The sequence below is a fragment of the Frateuria sp. YIM B11624 genome (assembly GCF_049727805.1).
GTDB lineage: Bacteria > Pseudomonadota > Gammaproteobacteria > Xanthomonadales > Rhodanobacteraceae > Frateuria_A.
Genome location: NZ_JBCNYA010000002.1, coordinates 32,467 through 52,707, shown reverse-complemented (window position 1 = coordinate 52,707; position 20,241 = coordinate 32,467). Strand labels below are relative to the sequence as shown.

At 68.9% G+C, this 20,241-nt stretch carries 12 protein-coding genes; 4 read left to right on the top strand and 8 right to left on the bottom strand.

The window, feature by feature from the left end; all coding sequences use genetic code 11:
* Positions 1-3: 3 nt before the first annotated feature.
* From AAIL17_RS01205 to glk, 8 genes are all read right to left on the bottom strand, one after another.
* On the bottom strand, positions 4-1,494 hold the full coding sequence (locus AAIL17_RS01205; protein WP_424680978.1) for an amino acid permease: 1,491 nt from the start codon (positions 1,492-1,494) through the stop codon (positions 4-6).
* Between the two features lie 250 nt (positions 1,495-1,744).
* Positions 1,745-3,016: a sterol desaturase family protein gene (locus AAIL17_RS01200; RefSeq protein ID WP_424681113.1), complete on the bottom strand. Its 1,272-nt coding sequence runs from the start codon at positions 3,014-3,016 to the stop codon at positions 1,745-1,747.
* 177 nt (positions 3,017-3,193) lie between these two features.
* Complete coding sequence (locus AAIL17_RS01195) at positions 3,194-6,289, bottom strand: TonB-dependent receptor (protein ID WP_424680977.1); 3,096 nt, start codon at positions 6,287-6,289, stop codon at positions 3,194-3,196.
* A gap of 216 nt (positions 6,290-6,505) precedes the next feature.
* Entirely contained in the window at positions 6,506-7,552 is a 1,047-nt protein-coding gene (locus AAIL17_RS01190; protein ID WP_424680976.1) for a glycerophosphodiester phosphodiesterase, read from the bottom strand.
* Positions 7,553-7,634: 82 nt separating this feature from the next.
* A complete protein-coding gene (locus AAIL17_RS01185) occupies positions 7,635-8,708 on the bottom strand; it encodes an acyltransferase family protein (RefSeq protein ID WP_424680975.1) in 1,074 nt (357 codons plus the stop codon).
* Positions 8,709-8,748: 40 nt separating this feature from the next.
* The gene (locus AAIL17_RS01180; protein WP_424680974.1) at positions 8,749-11,082 is read right to left on the bottom strand and encodes a beta-N-acetylhexosaminidase; all 2,334 of its coding nucleotides are present in this window, start codon (positions 11,080-11,082) and stop codon (positions 8,749-8,751) included.
* Between the two features lie 130 nt (positions 11,083-11,212).
* Positions 11,213-13,930 (bottom strand): TonB-dependent receptor, encoded by a 2,718-nt coding sequence (locus AAIL17_RS01175; RefSeq protein ID WP_424680973.1) that lies wholly within the window; start codon positions 13,928-13,930, stop codon positions 11,213-11,215.
* Positions 13,931-14,035: 105 nt separating this feature from the next.
* Positions 14,036-15,070 carry a glucokinase gene (glk, locus tag AAIL17_RS01170; protein ID WP_424680972.1) on the bottom strand — a complete coding sequence of 345 codons (1,035 nt, stop codon included), beginning with the start codon at positions 15,068-15,070 and terminating at the stop codon, positions 14,036-14,038.
* A 413-nt stretch (positions 15,071-15,483) separates the two neighbouring features.
* On the opposite strand from glk, the gene AAIL17_RS01165 reads away from it, so the two are divergent.
* The 4 genes from AAIL17_RS01165 to nagA all read left to right on the top strand — a co-directional run bounded on the left by AAIL17_RS01165 (position 15,484) and on the right by nagA (position 20,216).
* Positions 15,484-16,788, top strand: a complete 1,305-nt coding sequence (locus AAIL17_RS01165; RefSeq protein WP_424680971.1) for a sugar MFS transporter — start codon at positions 15,484-15,486, stop codon at positions 16,786-16,788.
* Positions 16,789-16,853: 65 nt separating this feature from the next.
* Positions 16,854-17,885: a LacI family DNA-binding transcriptional regulator gene (locus tag AAIL17_RS01160; protein WP_424680970.1), complete on the top strand. Its 1,032-nt coding sequence runs from the start codon at positions 16,854-16,856 to the stop codon at positions 17,883-17,885.
* A 142-nt stretch (positions 17,886-18,027) separates the two neighbouring features.
* Complete coding sequence (locus tag AAIL17_RS01155) at positions 18,028-19,062, top strand: SIS domain-containing protein (RefSeq protein WP_424680969.1); 1,035 nt, start codon at positions 18,028-18,030, stop codon at positions 19,060-19,062.
* Positions 19,062-20,216 carry an N-acetylglucosamine-6-phosphate deacetylase gene (gene nagA / locus AAIL17_RS01150; protein ID WP_424680968.1) on the top strand — a complete coding sequence of 385 codons (1,155 nt, stop codon included), beginning with the start codon at positions 19,062-19,064 and terminating at the stop codon, positions 20,214-20,216. Before AAIL17_RS01155 ends, nagA begins: the two co-directional genes overlap by 1 nt.
* Positions 20,217-20,241 lie beyond the last annotated feature (25 nt).

Sequence of the window (20,241 nt, the reverse complement as noted above, 5' to 3'; positions counted from 1 at the left end):
GCCTCAGTCGCGCCCGTGTTCGAGCCGGCTGTGGCGCATGCCGTAGAGGAAATAGATCGCCAGGCCCAGCACCATCCACGCCACGAAGCGCCAGATCGTCACCGCCGGCAGGCCGCCGAGGAACTGCAGCCGGCCGTCGGTGATCCACGGCCAGCCGGTGATCAGGAACAGCGAGAACAGCATGCCCGCCGGCGCGACCAGCCACAGCGCCGGCGTGCGGAAGCTGCGCTGCAGCTCGGGCTTGCGCACGCGCAGGATCAGCACCGAGGCGCAGATCACGATGAAGGCCGAGAGCGTGCCGATGTTGACCAGTTCGGCCACCTCGCCGATCGGCAGGAAGCCGGCGACCAGCGCGGTGAACACGCCCAGGATCATGGTCGGACGTGCCGGCGTGCCGTACTTCGGGTGCACCTGCGAAAACCACTTCGGCAGCAGGCCGTCGCGCGAGAGCGCGAACCAGATGCGCGCGGCGCCGAGCATGAAGGCGAACAGCACGCTGGTGATGCCGGCGATCGCCGCCACCGAGATGATGCCGCGCACCCAGTCCAGCCCCAGCGCCTTGAACGCCGCATCCACCGGCGCCGGCGAATTGAGCTGCGCATACGGGACCATGCCCGTGAGCACCAGCGATACGGCCAAGTAGAGCGCCATCGACACCGCCAGCGAGAGCAGCACGGCGCGCGGCAGGTCGCGCTGCGGGTGTTTGGCCTCCTCCGCCGCCGTGGTCAGAGTGTCGTAGCCGAACACCGCGAAGAACACCACGCTGGAGGCGGCCAGCACGCCGCCCCAGCCGAAATGGTCGCCGCTCTCGCCGTGCACCACCGGGGGGATGAACGGGTGCCAGTTGGCGGTGTCGACGAAGAACGCGCCCACGCCGATCACCAGCGCCACGCCGATCACCTTGATCACCACCACGGCGGTGTTGAAGCGCGCGCCCCACTCGGTCTTCACCGTGAGCATCACCGCGATCAGCAGCGAAATGGCCGCGGCGATCACGTTGAACACCTTGCCGCTGCCCGGGTTCGCCGGGTCGTAGGCGCCCTGCGCCCAGACCGGCAATTGCACGTGGAAGAGCTGCTCGATCAGCGCCTGCACGTAGCCGGACCAGCCGATCGCCACCACGCCCACGATCAGTGCGTACTCGATCAGCAGGTCCCAGCCGATGATCCAGGCGAACAGCTCGCCGAGCACCGCGTAGCCATAGGTGTAGGCGCTGCCGGTGACCGGGATCAGGCCGGAGAACTCGGCATAGGCCAGCGCCGCGCAGGCGCTGCCGAGGCCGGCGACGATGAAGGAGAGCACCACCGCGGGGCCGGCGTTGACCGCCGCCTGCTGGCCGGCCAGCACGAACACGCCCACGCCGATGATCGCGCCGATGCCGATCGCGGTGAGCTGCCAGAGTCCCAGCACGCGGCGGAAATCCTTCGAACCGCCGGCTTCGGCCTGCAACTGCTCGACCGACTTGTGGCGCACCAGCCTGGCTAGAAAACCCATCGCGTGTCCCCTTCAGAGCGAGCGTCGGATCATAGCGTGCAGTCCGGCGGGCGTAAGCACAGCACGCGACGATCCATCCCCCCGCGAACGCGGGGGGATGGTGCCGACAGGCAGATGGGGCGCTGTTGGGCGCGATGTCCGGGCGAGCTCTTCGCAAGGCCTCCCCCATCCGCCCTTCGGGCACCTTCCCCCGTAAACGGGAGAAGAGTCGATGCGCGCCCCATGGTGGCGGGCACAGCCGGGGACTTGGTTACACGGAGTGGCGGGAATCCCCGCGTGCGCGTAGCAGCAGGCGTTCCGCATCCAGCATGGGCAAAACCAGCGCACTGGCGCCGAACACCAGCATCAGCGCGAGCGCGATCCGTGCATCCAATTGCGGCACGCCGAACCACCGGCCCATGGCCAGCGGCAGCGCCGCCGTACCGAGTACACGGATCGCTTCGGCCCAGCGCGCGCCGCGGCGTCCTTCCATCAGCGCGCCGAGCACGGTCAGGCTGCCGACCAGGTAGGCGGCGTAGGCGAGCAGGGTCGGCAGGCCGGCGCGCGCGCTCAGGTCGAGGAACTGCGTGGCCATGCCCAGCAGCAGCGCGAACTGCAGCAGGCAATAGACCGTGAGCGGACGCGACATGGGCGGGTCGAAACGCTCGCGATGGATGTCGAACGCCGGCTTCGGAAAGCGCGCGGCCACGTCGGCCGGCCGCCAGCCGGGTGGTTTGAGCCAGACCAGCAGCTTGTCGCGCCAGCGCCGCGCATGCCACATGTCCTTCGCGGCCGCCCAGTACACCTCGGCGTTCGCCCACAGCGGGTTCCAGCTGCGCAGCGGCGCGCGGGTGCCGTACACCGGCGGGTCGGCGTCGTCTTCCTCGACGAACGTGCCGAACATGCGGTCCCACACGATCAGGATGCCGCCGTAGTTGCGGTCCAGGTAGCGCTCGTTCACCGCGTGGTGCGCGCGGTGGTTGGACGGCGAGCAGAACACGCGGTCGAACCAGCCCAGCCGCCCGACCTGCTCGGTGTGCACCCAGAACTGGTAGAGCAGGTCGATCAGCGCCACCACCACGAACACTTCGGTCGGGATGCCGGCCAGCGCCATCGGCAGGTAGAACAGCCAGCCCAGCAGTACGCCGCTGCCGGTCTGGCGCAGCGCGGTGGAAAGGTTGTAGTGCTCGCTCTGGTGGTGCACCACGTGCGCCGCCCAGAGGATGTTCACCTCGTGCCCGGCGCGGTGCAGCCAGTAGTAGAGGAAGTCGTAGGCGAGCAGCGCAGCCACCCAGACCAGCACGTTGCCGGCCGGCAGGGTGACGAGGGCGAGGTGCGCGGCGACCCAGGCGTAGATGCCGATGGAAAGCAGCTTGCCGAACACGCCCACGACCTGCGAGATCACGCCCAGGCCAATGCTGCTGACCGCGTCGTTGGCGCGGTAGGCGGTGCGTCCGCGAAGGCGCGCCACCAGCAGCTCCAGGGCGATCAGCGCAAAGAACACCGGCGTGGCCCAGGTGATGATCAGTTCCTGCACGTGCATGGTGCTTGCGGCGAACGCCGTTCCCGGATGGCGGTTCCAGTCTCGCATCCTACCGCGCGGCGCGGCGGTGGGCGGCGACGCACCAGGCCGGCGTCCAGGCAAAGAAAAGGGCCGCAGGAAAACCTGCGGCCCCGGTAGTGCACCGGGCTGCGGACAGCCCGGGTATGGCTTTCGACCTTAGAAGTCGTACGACACGCCGAAGCGGACGTAGCGCGGGGTCTGCGAGCTGTACGGGCGCAGGTAGCTGGCGCTCGCTTCGATCGGGTAGACCTGCGTGGTCTTCTGGCTGTCGAACACGTTGTAGACCATCACGTTGAAGGCCAGGTGCTTGCCCGCCCACTCCGGACGGTACTCGGCGCTCAGGCTCAGGTTGTAGGTCCACGGGTTGCGCGTGGTGCCCGGAGGAGTCGGCACGCCACCACAGAAGTGGTAGTACGGACCGTAGCCCAGACCCGGGTTGGTCTGCTCCTGGCCATAGTAGCCAAGGCAGGTGCGCGGCATGCCCGACAGGATCGACAGGTTGCCCGAGACCATCCACTCCGGGGTGATCTGGTACGAACCATAGGCCTTGATCTGGTGACGACGATCGTTGGACAGGTCGCCGTTGGCGTAGTCCATGACCGCGGCGTAATCCCAGTCCACCGTCGCCGACACGTCGGTCTGGCCGATGTCGGTACGCACCTGGCCTTCGCTGTTGCCGTAGCTGCGCGAGAACAGGTAGTCGATCTTGCCGTACCACTTGCCGTCGAACGGATGCTCCAGGTACAGGTTCAGGCCGTAGTACTTGCGCTTCAGCGAGGTGTTGAAGCCGAAGTCGCCGCGCCAGGTCATCGGCACTTCGTAGTACCCGCCGCCGAGCTTCGGCACCAGGAAGTTCGAGGTCGAGCCCGGGTTGATCAGGTAGCTGGCCGGGATCTGGCTGGCGTCGTAGGTCGCCGGGTCGATGCCCATCGCGTTCATCTTGGCGATGATCGCCGGAGCGTCGCCGACGTCGTCGATCGCATTGCGCAGGTTACGCACGGTCGCCTTGGCACCCCACACCCACGCGTCGCCCAGCTTCTTGTCGAAGCCCAGGATGTACTCGTCCTGGTACTCGGACTTGAGGTTGGTCGAGGCGGCGGTCTTCGGGTCGCGCGGCTGGCCGTACTCGCCGTTGCTGGACAGCGGCTCGCCCGCGCCACGGCTGGTGTCGATCGGGGTCAGGCCGGTCGGGATGCCGTTCTCGTCGATGCCGGTGTAGGTGTAGTACACGCGGGTGTACAGCGAGGTACCGGCCGAACGCAGGGCCACGCTGGTCGGCAGCGCCAGGTAGTAACGACCGGCATTGCCGTAGACCTTGAAGCTGGAGTCGCCGTTGACGTCCCAGCTGAAGCCCACGCGCGGCGCCCACTGCGGCTTGGTCAGGCGCAGGAACGCGTCGCCGCCGCCACCGTAGTTGGTGAACTGGTCGTTGCGCAGGCCGAGCTTGACCAGCCAGCGGTCGTTGACCTGCCAGGTGTCCTCGATGTACTGCGCCTTCTGGTCCACACGAACCGAAGCGTTGTCGTGGTAGCGGTACTGCGCGACGAAGTAGCCACTCTCACCGCCGACGTAACCGGCCGTCGGGGCCACCCACGGCGAGTTGTGCCAGTCGGCGCCCGGCAGCGCGGCGTCCGGACCGCCCACGATGTACTGGGTCGGGTCGGCGTTGCCGTCGGCGTCGGTCACCGGCGGGTTGTACTCCCACGCGTAACCCAGGCCGCCGTCGGGGAACTTGGTGCCCGCGTCGATATTGGCCTGCTTCTGGTTGTCGATACCGGCGGTGATCGTGTGATCGCCGAGGTGATAGCTGACGTCCAGGCGCAGGTTGGTGGTGGTCGAGCGGTGGCCAGGCAGGTTGATCGTCGACACCGTCTGGCTGTTGGTGATCGGGCTGCCGCCGTTCAGCGCCGGGTTCTGGTCCTGCGCGCCGAAGATGTACGGGTAGGTCGGATCGTACCCGGGCGTGTCGCTGTACCAGGTGCCCTTCATCTTGCCGTACATGGCCGACACGGTCAGGTCGTCGGTGATGTAGCTGGTGAACTTGGCCGAGTACAGGTCCGCACCGTTCTTGGTGTGCGTGTCGTAGCTGTTGAAGCCGCCTTCGGTCAACGTGTCGTAGTCGAAGCTGTTGTAGCGGCCTTCATAGGACGACTTGCTCGAAGCGCCGGTCACTTCGAGGATGTTGCTGTCGTTGATGTTCCAGTCGAGCTTGCCGTACCACTTCGGGTTGTCGTAGCGATAGTGGTCGGTGAACGGCGCGACGTTCGAACCGGTGGACTTGCCCTGCTCGCGTTCGGCCTCGACGGCGGCGAACATGAACAGCTTGTCCTTGATCAGCGGGCCGCCGACATAGGCATCGACCGTGGTCACCCAGGTCTTGTTGTCCTGGCGGTACTGGCGCAGGGCGCCGTCGCTGCCGTCGGCATTGACGTAGTGCCAGTTCTTCGGATCGCCCTTGAGCTGGCTCGGGGTCCACTGGATCTGGCCGCCGAAGTGCCACTCGTTGGTGCCGCGCTTGCCGACCTGGCTGATCACGCCGCCGTCGGAACGACCGTAGGCCGCACCGTAGCCGCCGCTGAGGATTTCCTGCTGATCGATGGCGCCGTACGGCAGGCTGATGCCGCCGAAGCCACTGAGCGGGTCAGTCGTGTTGAAGCCGTTGATGTAGTAGGCGTTCTCGGTCACCGAGGAACCGCCGAAGGACACCACCTGGCCGCCCAGCGGGCTCTGGAACAGGGAGCTGCCCTGAACCACGCCCGGGGCCAGCAGCGCGATCGCTTCGGCGCTGCGGGCGAGCGGCAGCTTGGCGAGCTGCTCAGCGGTGATGACGGTGCGCGAGTCGACGCCGGTCACGTCGATCGACGGCAGCGCGTTGGCGCTGACGGTGATCGCCGACAGGTTCTGGGCGTCGGCCGAGCTGGCGGCAGCGAAGGAAACCTGGGTACCGGCGCCCACGCGCAGGGTGACGTTCTTGCGCGAGTCGACGTCCTGGCCATTCTGGCGCAGGGTGACCGTGTAGTCGCCCAGCGGCAGCTGGTTGGCGGCGAAGCGGCCGGAAGCGTCGACCGGCACTTCGCGCGAGAAGCCGGTGCTGTTCTGGATCAGGACGGTTTCGCCCTGGGCGGCCGGTGCATCACCGAAGATGCTGCCGGTGGTCGACTGCGCGAAGGCGACGCCGGCGAAGCCCACGCTCAGGGCGACGGCGAGGGCCGTCCGGCGGATGGCCGGGCGATTGGCAACTTGCAAGTTCATGCAAAAACTCCCCAAAACCTGTTTTGGAATAAAGGACTGAGGCCATCGTCATGCCCCGTGGCAACGAGCACGGTCATCCATCCGCGTCCAAAAACCGGTTTCACAGGAGTGCCTGAGAGAAGCCAGCAACCGCATAGGGGGATCGGTGCTGGCGAGACAGGCTTGTGGGGAAGCGGGACTCGTTTGACTGAACCTTAAGGTCACCACAGCAAAAATTCAACATTTCGCAGAATGCTGCGATTGCCGCACCGCGCAACGACCCAGCGCGGGGTCGTCGGTAAAGAGCGCATCGATGCCCGCCGCGAGGTGCGCGCGGATCTCCGCGATCGAGCCTTCCGCGTTGCGCGAGGCCGGTTCCACGCCGTGCCACAGGCTGCGCGGCAGGAACACGTTCTCCGGACGGAAGGTCCATGCGTGCACCTCCAGCCCGGCCGCGTGCGCGTCGCGCACCAGCGGCGTCGGCGAACCCAGGCGGCCCTCGCCGTCGACCGGCAGGACGGCGCGTGCATTCGGCCCGATGGCGTCGGCGTAGCCGGCCACCTCGCGCAGGCCGGCCGCGGTGAGCAGGTCGGCGTAGCGCAGCGTGCCGCCGCGGGCGCGGACGTCCCAGGGCTGCGCCTCCGGCTCGTCGATCAACTGCAGCAGGCGCACGTTGGGCAGGTCGTCCAGGTCGCGACGCAGTGCGCGCAGGTTGGCCTGCTCGAAGGACTGGATCACCACCGGCACGGCGCGCGTGCAGGCGTGCGCGCGCAGCGTGTCGAGCAGGCGTTGTTCCATCGGCAGGCCCGCCTGCGCGAACCAGGTGCCGTGCTTGATCTCCGGGATCAGGCCGACGGCACCGCCCCGCCGCGCGTTCTCGGCCGCCAGCAGCTCGATGATCTCTTCCAGCGTGGCGACCGCGTGTTGTCCGTCGTGGGAGGTGCCACGCAACGCGGGCAGGCGCTCGCGCGCACGCAGGGTCTTCAGCTCGGCAAGGGTGAAGTCCTCGGTGAACCAGCCCTCGACAAGCTCGCCGTCGATGAGCTTGGTCGTGCGCCGCACGGCGAAGTACGGATGTTCGGCCACGTCGGTGGTCGCGCCGATCTCGTTCTCGTGGCGCGCCACCAGCACGCCGTCACGGGTCATCACCAGGTCCGGCTCGATCAGGTCGGCGCCGTCGGCGATGGCGCGCGCATAGGCGGCCAGGGTGTGCTCGGGCAGGTGCGCGCTGGCACCGCGGTGGGCGATGACCTGGGGACGTGCGGCGAGGGAACGTTCGCTCATGGCGGCAGGCGATCGTGGAGTGGGCTTCAGCCCACCGGCTCGGATGCACCAAGGTGGACTGGCGCCCACCCTACGCGATCGGTCACAGCTTGAGGTAGAGGCGGCGCCGGTCCATCGCCCACACGATCGCCCACCACAGCGCCACGAACGCCACCGCCCAGGCCAGCGAGGCGACGTAGGGACCGGCCAGCGGCGTGAGCCAGCCGGCGAACAGGTGCCGGTACAACGGCTCCTGCCAGCCCAGCGCCGGGAGCAGGATCTGCATCAGCTCCGAGCCGGCGTAGGCGGCAATCGCGTTGACGCCGAAACGGCGCCCCAGCGCCGGCCAGCCGCGCCGGTCGACCAGCCAGTGGCAGGCGAGCAGCGCCAGCATCGCCCAGCCGCCGGTCCACAGCACGAACGAGGGCGTCCACAGGTTCTTGTTGAGCGGCATCCACACCGACCACGCCGCACCGAGCGCCAGCGCGGCCGCGCCGGCGGCGAACAGCCGCCTGAGCTGCGCCGCGCGCAGCCACACGCCAGCGCACAGGCCGAGCAGGCTGCTGGCGACCGCCGGCAGCGTGGCCGGCAGGCCTTCGGGATCGTGCACTTGGCCGGTGGCGGGGTTGTGGTCCCACACGTACGGGCCGAACACGGCGCCATCGATGTGGTCGACGATGTTGTCCCACTTGGCCAGCGTGCCGCCCGACAGCAGCAGGATCGTGTAGCCGGCCAGCAGCGCCACGATGGCGATCCACCACGCGCGCCGCGGCGTGTAGATGGCGAACGCCGCCACGATCGCGAAACACACGCCGATGCGTTGCAGCACGCCCGGCCAGCGCATCTCCCGCCCCGGCAGCCACCAGGCGGCGAGCGCATTGATCGCCAGGCCCAGCGCGAGGATGCGCAGCGCCCGCCACAGCGCCGCATCGCGCAGCCGGCCGGGCGCCACGCCCTGTTCCAGCCGCGGCAGGATCGCCAGCGCCACCGACACGCCCATCACGAACAGGAAGAACGGGAACACCAGGTCGGTCGGCGTACAGCCGTGCCAGGCGGCGTGTTCCAGCGGCCGGTACACGTGGTCCCAGTCGCCCGGGTCGTTGACCAGCAGCATGCCGGCCACGGTGAGGCCGCGCAGGGCGTCGAGCGAGGCGAGGCGGCCGGCCGAGGCGCTCATGCCCATGGCCTGCCGCCGCGACCGCCGCGGATACGGCGAATCAAGGTTTCGCTTCCAGCGACACGCGGTCCAGCGCGTACAGCGGGCCGTCGATGGGCGCGGTGTAGACCAGGCACAGGCCGTGCTCGCCTTCCTGCGCGGGCAGCTTCGCGTCGAGCCCGAACCGGCGCGGGCTGTGCTTCGGATCGGGCAGCGGCAGGCTGGCCAGCACCGGCCCGTCGCAGCGGTCGGCGTGCACCACCAGCTCGCCAAACGGCGTGGCGTGCGGGCGCGAGACGACCAGCTTCTGCTCGTGCGCCAGCGCGAAATTGCGGGGCAACCGCACCGCGTCGACGTGGATCGCGCCGACGCCGTCCATCAGCGTGGGCGGGAACCGCTGGCAGGTATCGAACAGGTTCACCGCATAGACCGGCTGGGTGCTCGTCGCGTCCGGCGTCGGCTGCAACAGCAGGCGGAAGTCGCTGCCGGGGCAGTTCGCCAGCGCCGTGCCGGGCAGCGAAAGCAGGCTGGCGCGGTCCAGCACGCGCTCGCGCGGCGCGGCCAGCGCGCTGCCGTCATCGGCGAAGCTGGCGGCACGCACGGTGGCCGGCAGCGTCACGTTGAACGGCGCGCCGTAGCGCGGCGAGGCCGGCGTCGGCGCGCTGCCGTCCAGCGTGTAGTGGATCGCGCCGAAGTCGGCCTGGTTGGCGAGCGTGACCGTCGCCTTGCCGGTGGCCAGCGCCACGTTGCGGTCGGCGCCGATGTCCACTGCGAAGGCGCTGTCGGCCACGTTGACGTGCTGCGCACGGTAGCGCGCCATCTGCGCCGGCAGGCGGGCGAGGAAGCCGGGCCAGTCGCGGCCGGCGGCGGGCGACCATGCCACTTCGCTGAGCGCGTCGAGCCGCGGGAACACCTGGTGCTCGACGTGCGCCATGGTGGGCATGTGCTCGGTCCAGGCATTGGCCTGCACGCCCAGCACGTGCTTCGCCTGTGTCGCGTTGAGCACGCCGGGCACGACCTCCAGGCCGTACACGTCCTGGAGCGATTCCACGCCGTACCGGCTGGCGTACTCGCCGGGCAGGTCGCTCTGCACGTGGTCGAAGTACAGGTCCGGCGAGGGCGACATCACCACGTCGTGGCCCAGCAGCGCCGCCTTGATCGCGCCGTCGATGCCGCGCCAGGACATCACCGTGGCGCCGGCCGGCAGGTTGTCGCCCTCGAGGATCTCGTCCCAGCCGATCAGCTTGCGCCCGTGCTGTTCGAGGTAACGGCCGATACGCCCGATGAACCAGCCCTGCAGCGCGTCCTCGCTGGTGATGCCCAGCTCGCGCATCTTCGCCTGCACCGCGGGCGAGGCCTGCCACTGGTCCTTGATCGCCTCGTCGCCGCCGACGTGGATGTATTGCGAGGGGAACAGTGCCATCACCTCGTCGAGCACGTGGTCGATGAAGGCGAAAGTGTCCTCGTCGACGTTGTACAGCCAGGGGTTGATGCCGGCATCGGCGGACACCTGCGGCCGCTTGCCGGTGACGCCGATCTGCGGATACGAGGCCACCGCCGCCTGCGCGTGGCCAGGCATGTCCAGCTCCGGCACGATGGTGACGTGGCGAGCGGCGGCGTAGGCGACCACCCGGCGGATCTCGTCCTGCGTGTAGAAGCCGCCGTAGCGCTTCGGCTCGCCGTCATGGCCGGCGTCCGGCGGCGTGCGCCAGGCGCCGATCCGGGTCAGCTCGGGATAGCGCTTGATCTCGATGCGCCAGCCCTGGTCGTCGGTTAGGTGCCAGTGCAGCACGTCGAGCTTGTGCTGGGCCATCTGGTCGATCAGCCGCTCGACCTCGGCCACGCTCTGAAAATGCCGTGCCGAATCGAGCATCAACCCGCGCCAGGCGAAGCGCGGCCAATCCTCGATGGCGAGCGCAGGCACCGCCACCGCGCCCTGCCCGGCGTCGGGCGTCAGCAACTGGTAGAGCGTGACCGCGCCATGAAACAGCCCGGCATCGTCGCGCGCCGCCACCTCGATGCCCTTGGGCGTGACGTTGAGCGCGTAGCCGCCGGCCTGCGCCACGGCGGCCTGCGGGTCGCGCCTGAGCACGATCGCCGGCGCGCCGCCGGCGTCGCGGGTGATGGAAAGCTTCAGCCCGCGCGTGCGCGCGAGCAGGTCGACCAGGTACTGCGCGGTCTGCCGGGTGGCGGCATCGCGGCTGGCGAGCACCAGCGGCGTATGCGCATCGACAGTGAAGCCGCCCGGCTGCAACTGGAGTTGTGCGGGCAGCGGAATCAGGGAAGGCGCCGGCTCGGCGGCAAACGCCGCGCGCGAAGGCAACAGGGCGAATGCAAGCAACAGACACGCGCAACGGAACGGCACGCAACGGAACAAGAACGGTCGGCGCATCATCGGCATCTCCTTGGGATGGCCCAGCATGCCATCGCCGCGGCCTGCGCAAAAAAAAGGGCCCGAAACGTGCAGACCGGGCCCGAGCGGGGAGAGCGCAGGCCGTCCCTGGCCTGCGTGACATCGCGGTGGATCAGAAGCTCAGGTGCGCGTTCAGGTAGTACTGGCGGCCGTTCTCGTAGAACGAGGTCGGAATGGTCGCGCTCTGGTAGTACTTGATGGTCGGGTTGTTGAGGTTCAGCGCATCCAGGCTGAAGCTCAGCCAGTCGGTCGCCTTGTAGCTGAGCGAGGCCGACAGCGTGCCGAAGCTGTCCTGGTAGTACGGGTTGGTGCCGGACAGGCCGATCAGGAACGACGAGCGTCGGGTGTAGCTGACGCGGGCGCCGAAAGTATCGTTCTCGAAGTAGGCACCGACGTTGTAGGTGTTCTTCGAGGTGCCCAGCAGGTGGTCGCTGCCATCGGCCCAGGTGAAGTCCGAGCTGCCGTCGGCATAGGTGTAGTTGGCGCTGACGCCGAAGTACTTGCCGAGCGGCTGGTCGTACGCCAGTTCCACACCGCGGACCTTGGCGTCGGCGTTGATCGGCATCGAGATCTGGTAGGTCTCGAGCTGATGGGTCAGTTCGCTGAACAGCTGCTGGTTCTGGACGCCGTAAGCCACGTAGTCCTTCATGTTCATCGAGTACGCGGTGGCCGACAGCAGGCCGCGCGGCATGAAGTACCACTCCAGACCCGCGTCAACATTGGTGGAGATCACCGGCTTCAGCTTCGGGTTGCCGCCGCCGCCGGTCTTGTTGAGGTCCGAACCGTAGGACGAGGCGCCCAGCGCGGAGTAGTCCGGCAGGGTCTGCGTCTGCGAGGCGGCCACGCGCAGCACCAGATCCTCGGAGAGGTTGAACTTCAGGTTCGCGCTCGGCAGCACGCGGCTGTACTTGTTGTCGTAATGGCGGCGATCCCACGCGCCGAACAGGCTGCTCACGTCGGGGCTCACCGTATCGGCGAAGTAGGTGTCGATGCCCTGCTTGATGTTGACGTAGCGCAGGCCGGCGTTGCCGCTCCAGTTCTCGCCTTCGAAATTCACCTGGAAGTAGGCGGCGAAGTTCTTCTCGTCCACGCTCCACTCGGCGCCGTAGTTGTGGCGGCCGGTGGGGCCGTCGTTGTTGGACAGCCAGGTGGAGTTGGCCACGATCGCGCTCTTCAACGCATCCGGCGTGAAATACCACAGGTCGCGCGGGAAGGTGCCGCCGATGCCGTCGGCGAAGCCGCTCGGGTAGTTGGCGGTGGCGCCGTTCTGCAGCGCCGACCAGATATCGCCCGGCGAGGCGCCCTCGGGCGACTGCGCTTCGCGGTCATGCTTGGCATAGCGCACGCCATAGTCGAACGACTGCACTACGCCGGCGTTGAAGTACTGGGTGAAGTCGGCAGTGAACCAGTTTTCCTTGTCGACCGCGCGGACTTCCTGGTTGCCCCAGGTGCCGAAGCCGGTGACGCCGGCCGGGCTGATGTCGCCGCCCACGCTCCAGTCGATCGGCGCGCTGTTGCCGTGGGTGGTCCAGCTTGCGCCGCCGCCGTTGGCGGCGGTCACCTCGGCGATGAACTGGCGCGGCGTCTCGCCCACGCCCTTGGTCGTACCGGCCTGGAACTTGGCCGATACGTTGTCGGAGACGTTCCAGTCCGCGTCCAGGGTGTAGTACTGCGTCTTGGACGAGGCCTCGCGGTAGATCATGTCGTACACGACGTAGTTCGTGCCCGGCACGCCCGCGTAGGTGGCGTTGGTCAGCACGCCGTCCTGCACCGTGTAGCCGGGCTCGGGGGCCTGGCTGGTCGCGAAGTTGCCGCCCCACAACATGAAGTTGCGGTTGTAGTTGTTCGCCTTCATCTTCGAATAGAAGCCGCTCGCGCCCAGCGTCAGGTCGTCGCTGGGACGGAACTGCAGCTCGACCAGGCCGCCCTTGCGGTCGCGCACCTGTTCGAACAGGGTCGAACCCAGCAGGCCCGGCACGCGCACGCCGGCCAGGTCGGGGTTGCTCTGCGCCAGCGCGGAGGTCGGGTCGATCACCGCGAAGCCGCCGGGGATCTCCTGTGCCTCGCGGCGCAGGTGGCGCTTCTGCTTGAACGCCTGCACCATCACGCCGAACGTGCCGTCGGTGTTCTTGTAGTTGAACAGGCCCGAGAACTGCGGATCGCTCTTTTCCGGCGCATCGGCGTAGACCGCGCCGGCGCTGAGGTTGGTCGTGTACTGCTTCTCGAAGTCGAGCGGCTTGCGCGTGATGATGTCGACGTTGCCGGTGGTGCCGCCGTCCTGGAAGCGCGCCTCGGACGACTTGTGCACTTCCACCCGGCTGACCAGCTCGGACGGCAGCAGGGTGTAGCTGACGCTGCGGCCGACGTTGTTGCCCTGGCTGAGCACGAACCAGTCGGCCGAGCCCACGCCGTGGCCGTTGATCAGGGTCTGGGTCAGGCTCGGGCTAGTGCCGCGCAGGCTGACGCGGTCGGCTTCGTCGAAGCCGCCTTCGTCGGCGCTGGACGAGCTGATGTTCACGCCCGGAAGGCGCTGCAGGGTGTCGGCCACGTTGTGCGCCGGCAGCTTGCCGACGTCCTCGGCGGTGACCACTTCCATGGTGGAATTGGAGTCGCGCTTGATGTCCAGCGCCTTCTCCACCGAACCGCGGATGCCGGTGACGGTGATGGTGGACAGCTGCTTGATCCTGTCCTTTTCGGCCTGCGCCTTGGACGCCTGCGTGGTGGCGTCGGCGCCGGTCGTGGTCTGCGCCGCATCCTGCGCATGCAGCGCACCGGCGAGGCACAGGCTGGCGAGAATGCTCGCGGCTAACAGCGTTTTGCGGTGTGACATGGTCGTCCTCCCCTCAAGAAGTCCAGCGCCGTGTGATGGTTGGGGCGCCGCCTGGTTGTATGGGCTCGCGCCCGGTCGATTTGCAGTTGCTCTTTGAAGTCAAGCTCACCCGGGCACGACGTGTCCGGCGATGGCCAGGCCGGCCGCGCCGATCACGCCGTGCTGGCCGTGTTCCATCAGTCGTACGGGAACCTGCTGCAGGAACGGGCGCATCACGCCCTTGTTGAAGAAGCGCTCGCGGAACGAACTGGCGAGCAGCAGCTGGCGAATCTGCGGCAGGATGCCGCCGGCGAGGAACACGCCGCCGCGCGCGCCGTAGAGCAGCACCAGGTCGGCGACGAAGCTGCCGAGCAGGCCGCAGAACACTTCCAGTGTCTCGACTGCCGCCGCGTCGCTGCGCATCAGCGCCGCATGGGTGATCGCGTTGGGCTCGCGCAACGTCGCGGGGACGTCGCGCAGGGTGCAGATCGCGCGGTAGAGGTTGCGCAGCCCGGGACCGGACAGCGCGTACTCGAAGGAGACGTGCGAGCGCTCGCGCGCGAACAGCCTGAGGATCTCGATCTCGCGCTCGTTGCCGGGCGCCAGCGCGATCTGTCCCGCTTCGGTGGCCAGAACCGTCGCATGCGGCTGGCCCGGCAGCAGCACCGCCGAACCCAGCCCCGTGCCGGGGCCCATCACCAGCACCGGGCCCTGCTGCGGCGGTGCGCTGGTTTCGATCACCGGCAGCGTGTCGGCGTCGGTGAGGAACTGGGTCGCCCAGGCGACCGCCTCGAAATCGTTGATCACCGCCAGGTGGTCGAGCGCGAGGTTGTCGCGGATGTCGCGGATCGACACCGGCCAGGCCAGGTTGTCGTTGACGATGGCGTCGTCCAGCACGTAACCGGCGCTGGCCACCACGCACTGGTCGATCGCGGCCGGCGCGTCGAGGTAGGTGACGAAGTGCTGCAGCACCGCGGTGAGGCTCGGCCACTCGGCGCAGGCGTAGCGCTGGTAGCGCAGCACGGTGACCGGGCTGGCGCCGTCGGGCCGGCGGCTGAGCAGGCCCACGCGCGCATGCGTGCCGCCGACGTCGGCCGCCAGCAGCAGGGCTTCCTGCGGCAGGCGCTGCGGCGCACTCCTTGGGTTGGCGACCTCGGCCACGCGACTCCTCCCTTCCCCGTCCGCCCGGCGTCGGAGGACGCCAGCCGGGCCGGAGTCTGGACAGGCATGACAACGTTGTCAACGCGTTTCGCCGACATTTCCGGAAAGTGATTTCACGCACTGCAGCACGAACGCCCCGGATTACCTGTCACGGCTTGCGAAAATCCCCGCGAAAGGCCTCTACGTGGCTGGATCATGCCGTCGGCGCATATCCGTTTCCGGGCGTGGCGCAATGCATCAGGAAAAGGTCCGGATAGGCCATTGGATGGGCGCTTTTCCGGGTCGGCGCGTATGCCAGACAAAGACATAAATTGACAACGTTGACGCACGAGGCCATAAAGCCGGGCGGGGGAGTGGCCGCAGCGGCGGCGCTCGCATTGGTCATGCGTTTGCCTATTTCAGGAGTGCCGTCCATGTCGTCCACCACGCTTGCGGCCGATCACCCCAAGCCTTCGACGCTGGGGCCGATGCTGGTCATCGGATTGCTGTTCTTCATCTTCGGCTTCGTGACCTGGCTCAATGGGCCGCTGATCACGTTCGTCAAGCTGGCGTTCCAGGTGGAGGACGTCTACGCCTTCCTGGTGCCCTTCGCCTTCTACATTTCCTACCTGGTGTTCTCGCTGCCGGCGTCGGTGGTATTGCGGCGCACCGGCATGAAGAAAGGCATGGCGCTGGGCCTGTTCGTGATGGCGATCGGCGCGTTGGCGTTCGGCCAGTTCGCCACCATGCGGGTGTTTTCCGGCGCGCTGGTGGGCCTGTTCGTGATCGGCGCGGGACTGTCGATCCTGCAGACCGCCTCCAATCCCTACATCAGCATCCTGGGCCCGATCGAAAGCGCCGCGCAGCGCATCGCGATCATGGGCATCTGCAACAAGTTCGCCGGCATCCTGGCGCCGATCGTGATCGGCTCGCTGGTGCTCTCGGGCATCGGCGACATCGACGCGCAGGTGCAGGCGGCGGCCACACCGCAGGCGCGCGAAGCCCTGCTCAATGCGTTCGCCGCCAAAATCCATGCGCCCTACCTGGGCATGGGCGTGCTGCTTGCGCTGCTGGCGGTGTGGATCCTGCGCTCGTCGCTGCCGGAGATCCGCCCGGCCAGCGCCAACAGCGAAGCGCCGACCGGCCACGCGGGCAGCAGCATCCTGGGTTTCCCGCATCTGTGGCTGGGCGTGCTGTGCCTGTTCCTCTACGTCGGCGTGGAGGTGATGGCCGGTGACGCGATCGGCACCTACGGCGCCGGCTTCCATCTGCCGCTGGACCAGACCAAGTTCTTCACCGCCTTCACCCTGGGCGGCATGCTGCTGGGCTACCTGGCCGGGCTGGTGCTGATCCCGCGCTTCATCTCGCAGCAGCGCTACCTGGCCGTCTCGGCAGTGCTGGGCGTGCTATTCAGCGCGTGCGCCTATGCCACCCACGGCTACCTGTCGGTGGGATTCGTGGCGGCGCTGGGTTTTGCCAACGCGATGATGTGGCCGGCGATCTTCCCGCTGGCGATCAATGGGCTGGGCCGGCACACCGAGGCCGGCTCGGCGCTGCTGATCATGGGCATCGCCGGCGGCGCGGTGGTGCCTCAGCTGTATGCGCACCTGAAGGCCTACTTCGACTTCCAGGCGGTGTTCGCGGCGCTGATGGTGCCGTGCTACCTGTACATCCTGTTCTACGGCCTGCGCGGCTACCGCGTGGGCCTGCGTGACGGCGATGGCGCGTCCGCTCGGTGAGGGCGCCGCCACGCCGGCATGGCGCTGGGCTAGGATGGCGCGCCGATCCGAAGGAGAGCCCGTCGTTGCTGCACGCCACCATCAAGGACGTCGCCAAGCGCGCTGGCGTGTCGCTGAAGACGGTCTCGCGGGTGATCAACCGCGAAGCGTCGGTGCGCGAGGACACGCGCGAGAAGGTCGAGCGGGCGATCGAGGCGCTGGGCTACCGCCCCAACCTCTCCGCGCGCAGCCTGCGCGCCGCGCACTCCTACGCGATCGGGCTGGTCTACGACAACCCGAACGCGCACTACGTCATCAGCATGCAGAATGGCGTGCTGTCGGCCTGCCGCGAGCGCGGCTTCGGCCTGCAGATCCATCCCTGCGACTCGACCTCGCCGAAGCTGGCCGAGGAGCTGTGCGCGCTGGTGCGCCGCTCGCGCCTGGCCGGGCTGGTGCTGGCGCCGCCGATGTCCGAGCAACCGCAACTGATCGCCACGCTGAAGGCGCACGACATCTGCTTCGTGCGCATCCTGGCGGCGCGCCACGATCCGGCCGATGGTTCGCCCTGCGTGTGGGTGGACGACCGCGACGCGGCCTACGCGATCACCGAGCACCTGATCCAGCTCGGCCACACGCGGATCGGCTTCCTGTGGGGCGAACCGCACCACCGCTCCAGTCCCGAGCGCTACCAGGGTTATGCGGACGCGCTGAAGGACTACGGGCTGCCGCTCAACAAGAAGCTGATCCTGCCCGGCCGCTACGCCTTCGACGACGGCTTCCGCGGCGCGCGCAAGCTGCTCGCGCTGAAGGAGCCGCCCACCGCGATCTTCGGCAGCAACGACGAGATCGCCGCCGGCGTGCTGGCCGCGGCGCGCTCGGCCGGGCTGGACGTGCCGTGGGATCTCTCCATCGCCGGCTTCGAGGACAACCCGTTCTCCAAGCAGGCCTGGCCGGCGCTGACCACCGCGCGGCAGTCGACCGCCGAGATCGGCCGGCATGCCGCGCTGCGGCTGATGGCCGAGCTGCAGCAGGGCGAATCGGCGCCGGACACCGCCAACGAGGGCTTCGTGCCGGAACTGGTGGTGCGCGGGTCGACGGCGCCGCCGCGGAAGGGCTGAACAGGCCACGCGCGGACAGGCCCCCGGCCTTTCACACGTCCCGTCCCGCGCGATCGCTTACCCGCTCCGTCCCTTGCCAACGGTGGGGCACCTTCTCCCGCAGGGAGAGGGAACGCACACCTGCCCTTTCCCGGAACACGCCATGAAATCACCCCAAGACACCCTGATGTACCAGGAGGCGCACGCCGCCGCCGACGTCATCGCGCACCAGCTGGCCGCCAACGCCGGCGTGCTGGCCGAGCTCGGCGAGCGCCTGCGCGCGCAGCCGCCGCGCTGCATCGTCACCTGCGCGCGCGGCAGTTCAGACCACGCCGCCGCCTACGCCAAGTACGTCTTCGAGACGCGCCTGGGCGTGGTCACCGCCTCCGCCTCGCCGTCGGTGGCCTCGATTTACGACGCGCCGCTGCAACTGGAAGGCGCGCTGTTCCTGGCCATCTCGCAGTCGGGCAAGAGCCCGGACCTGCTGCTCAGCGTGCAGGCCGCCAGGGCCGCCGGCGCGCAGGTGGTCGCGCTGGTCAACGACACCGACTCGCCGCTGGCGCAGTCGGCCGACACCGTGGTGCCGCTGCACGCCGGCCCCGAGCGCAGCGTGGCGGCGACCAAGAGCTATCTGGCCACGCTCTCGGCGGTGCTGCAGCTGGCCGCCTGCTGGAGCGGCGACGAGGCGCTGCACGCCGCGCTGGACCGCCTGCCCGCCGACCTGCGCCAGGGCTGGGAGGCCGACTGGTCCGCGCTCGGCGAAGGTCTGCTCGCGGTGCACAACCTGTTCGTGGTCGGCCGCGGCTACGGCTTCGGCGCGGCGCTGGAGGCGGCGCTGAAGTTCAAGGAAACCTGCGGCCTGCACGCCGAGGCGTTCAGTTCGGCCGAGGTGCGGCACGGGCCGATGGCGCTGGTCGGCGAGGGTTTCCCGGTGCTGGTGTTCGCGCAGGCGGACGGCTCGCTGGAAGGCACACTTGGCGTCGCCAGCGAGTTCCGCACGCGCGGCGCGCGCGTGTGGGTGGCCGCGCCCGGCGCGAGCGGCCCCGACGCGCTGCCGTTGCCGGCCGGCGTGCCGGCAATCACCACGCCGCTGCTCGCCGTGCAGAGCTTCTACCGCGCCACCGCCGCGCTTTCACTGGCGCGCGGCTACGATCCGGACGTTCCGCCGCATCTGCGCAAGGTCACGGAGACGCTGTGATGTCCGAACCGCTGCTCGCTCTCGTCAACGCCCGCGTGCTGGCCGACGAAGGCCTGCGCGAGGACGTCGCGGTGCTCGTGCGCAACGGCCACGTGCTCGCGCTGGCCGGCATGGACGATCCGCGCCTGGCCGAGGCGCCACGCCACGACCTTGGCGGCGCGCTGCTGCTGCCCGGTTTCATCGACGTGCAGGTCAACGGCGGCGGCGGGCTGTTGTTCAACGACGCGCCCACCGTCGAAACGCTCGAAGGCATCGCCGCCGCGCATCGGCGTTTCGGCACCACCGGCCTGCTGCCGACGCTGATCACCGACACCGCGCCGAAGATGCGCGCCGCGCTCGACGCCGTCGACGCGGCGATCGCGCGCGGCGTGCCGGGCATCCTCGGCATCCACCTGGAAGGCCCGTTCCTGGCGCCCGCGCGCAAGGGCATCCACGACGCCTCGCTGTTCCGTACGCCTGACGCCGATGACCTGCTCGCGCTCACCGCGCAGCGCCGCGGCGTGGTGATGCTCACCCTCGCACCGGAGCGTGTCGACCCCAGCGTGATCGCGCGCCTGGCTGCCGCCGGCGTGCGCGTAGTCGCCGGCCACACCGCCGCCGACTACGCCACCACGCGCGCGGCGCTGGACGCCGGCGTGTGCGGTTTCACCCACCTGTACAACGCGATGACTCCGCTGACCAGCCGCGAGCCCGGCGTGGTCGGCGCCGCGCTGGACGATGCGGCGAGCTGGTGCGGGCTGATCGTCGACGGTCACCACGTACATCCGGCCTCGCTGCGCGTGGCGATCAACGCCAAGCCGCCGGGCAAGTGCGTGCTGGTCACCGATGCGATGCCGCCGGTCGGCAGCGCGCGCCCGGATTACGTGCTCAACGGGCAGACCATCACCGCGCGCAACGGCATCTGCATGAACGACGCCGGCGTGCTCGCCGGCAGCGCGCTGGACATGGCCGGCGCCGTGCGCAACACGGTCAACCTGCTCGGCCTGCCGCTGGCCGAGGCCTCGCGCATGGCCAGCGCCTACCCGGCCGAATGGCTCGGCCTCGAACAGACCCACGGCCGCATCGGCCCCGGCCAGCGCGCCGACTTCGCGGTGCTCGACGACACGCTTCACGTGCGCGAGACGTGGGTCGGTGGGGTGCGCTGGGCGGCCTGAAGGTCCCGGCCGGCGCGGCCGGCCG

Excerpts from the sequence above, each read along its gene's own strand:
- AAIL17_RS01205 (WP_424680978.1), bottom strand. The coding sequence starts at position 1,494 with ATGGGTTTTCTAGCCAGGCTGGTGCGCCACAAGTCGGTCGAGCAGTTG.
- AAIL17_RS01200 (WP_424681113.1), bottom strand. The coding sequence starts at position 3,016 with ATGCACGTGCAGGAACTGATCATCACCTGGGCCACGCCGGTGTTCTTT.
- AAIL17_RS01195 (WP_424680977.1), bottom strand. The coding sequence starts at position 6,289 with ATGAACTTGCAAGTTGCCAATCGCCCGGCCATCCGCCGGACGGCCCTC.
- AAIL17_RS01190 (WP_424680976.1), bottom strand. The coding sequence starts at position 7,552 with ATGAGCGAACGTTCCCTCGCCGCACGTCCCCAGGTCATCGCCCACCGC.
- AAIL17_RS01185 (WP_424680975.1), bottom strand. The coding sequence starts at position 8,708 with ATGAGCGCCTCGGCCGGCCGCCTCGCCTCGCTCGACGCCCTGCGCGGC.
- AAIL17_RS01180 (WP_424680974.1), bottom strand. The coding sequence starts at position 11,082 with ATGATGCGCCGACCGTTCTTGTTCCGTTGCGTGCCGTTCCGTTGCGCG.
- AAIL17_RS01175 (WP_424680973.1), bottom strand. The coding sequence starts at position 13,930 with ATGTCACACCGCAAAACGCTGTTAGCCGCGAGCATTCTCGCCAGCCTG.
- AAIL17_RS01165 (WP_424680971.1), top strand. The coding sequence starts at position 15,484 with ATGTCGTCCACCACGCTTGCGGCCGATCACCCCAAGCCTTCGACGCTG.
- AAIL17_RS01155 (WP_424680969.1), top strand. The coding sequence starts at position 18,028 with ATGAAATCACCCCAAGACACCCTGATGTACCAGGAGGCGCACGCCGCC.
- nagA (WP_424680968.1), top strand. The coding sequence starts at position 19,062 with ATGTCCGAACCGCTGCTCGCTCTCGTCAACGCCCGCGTGCTGGCCGAC.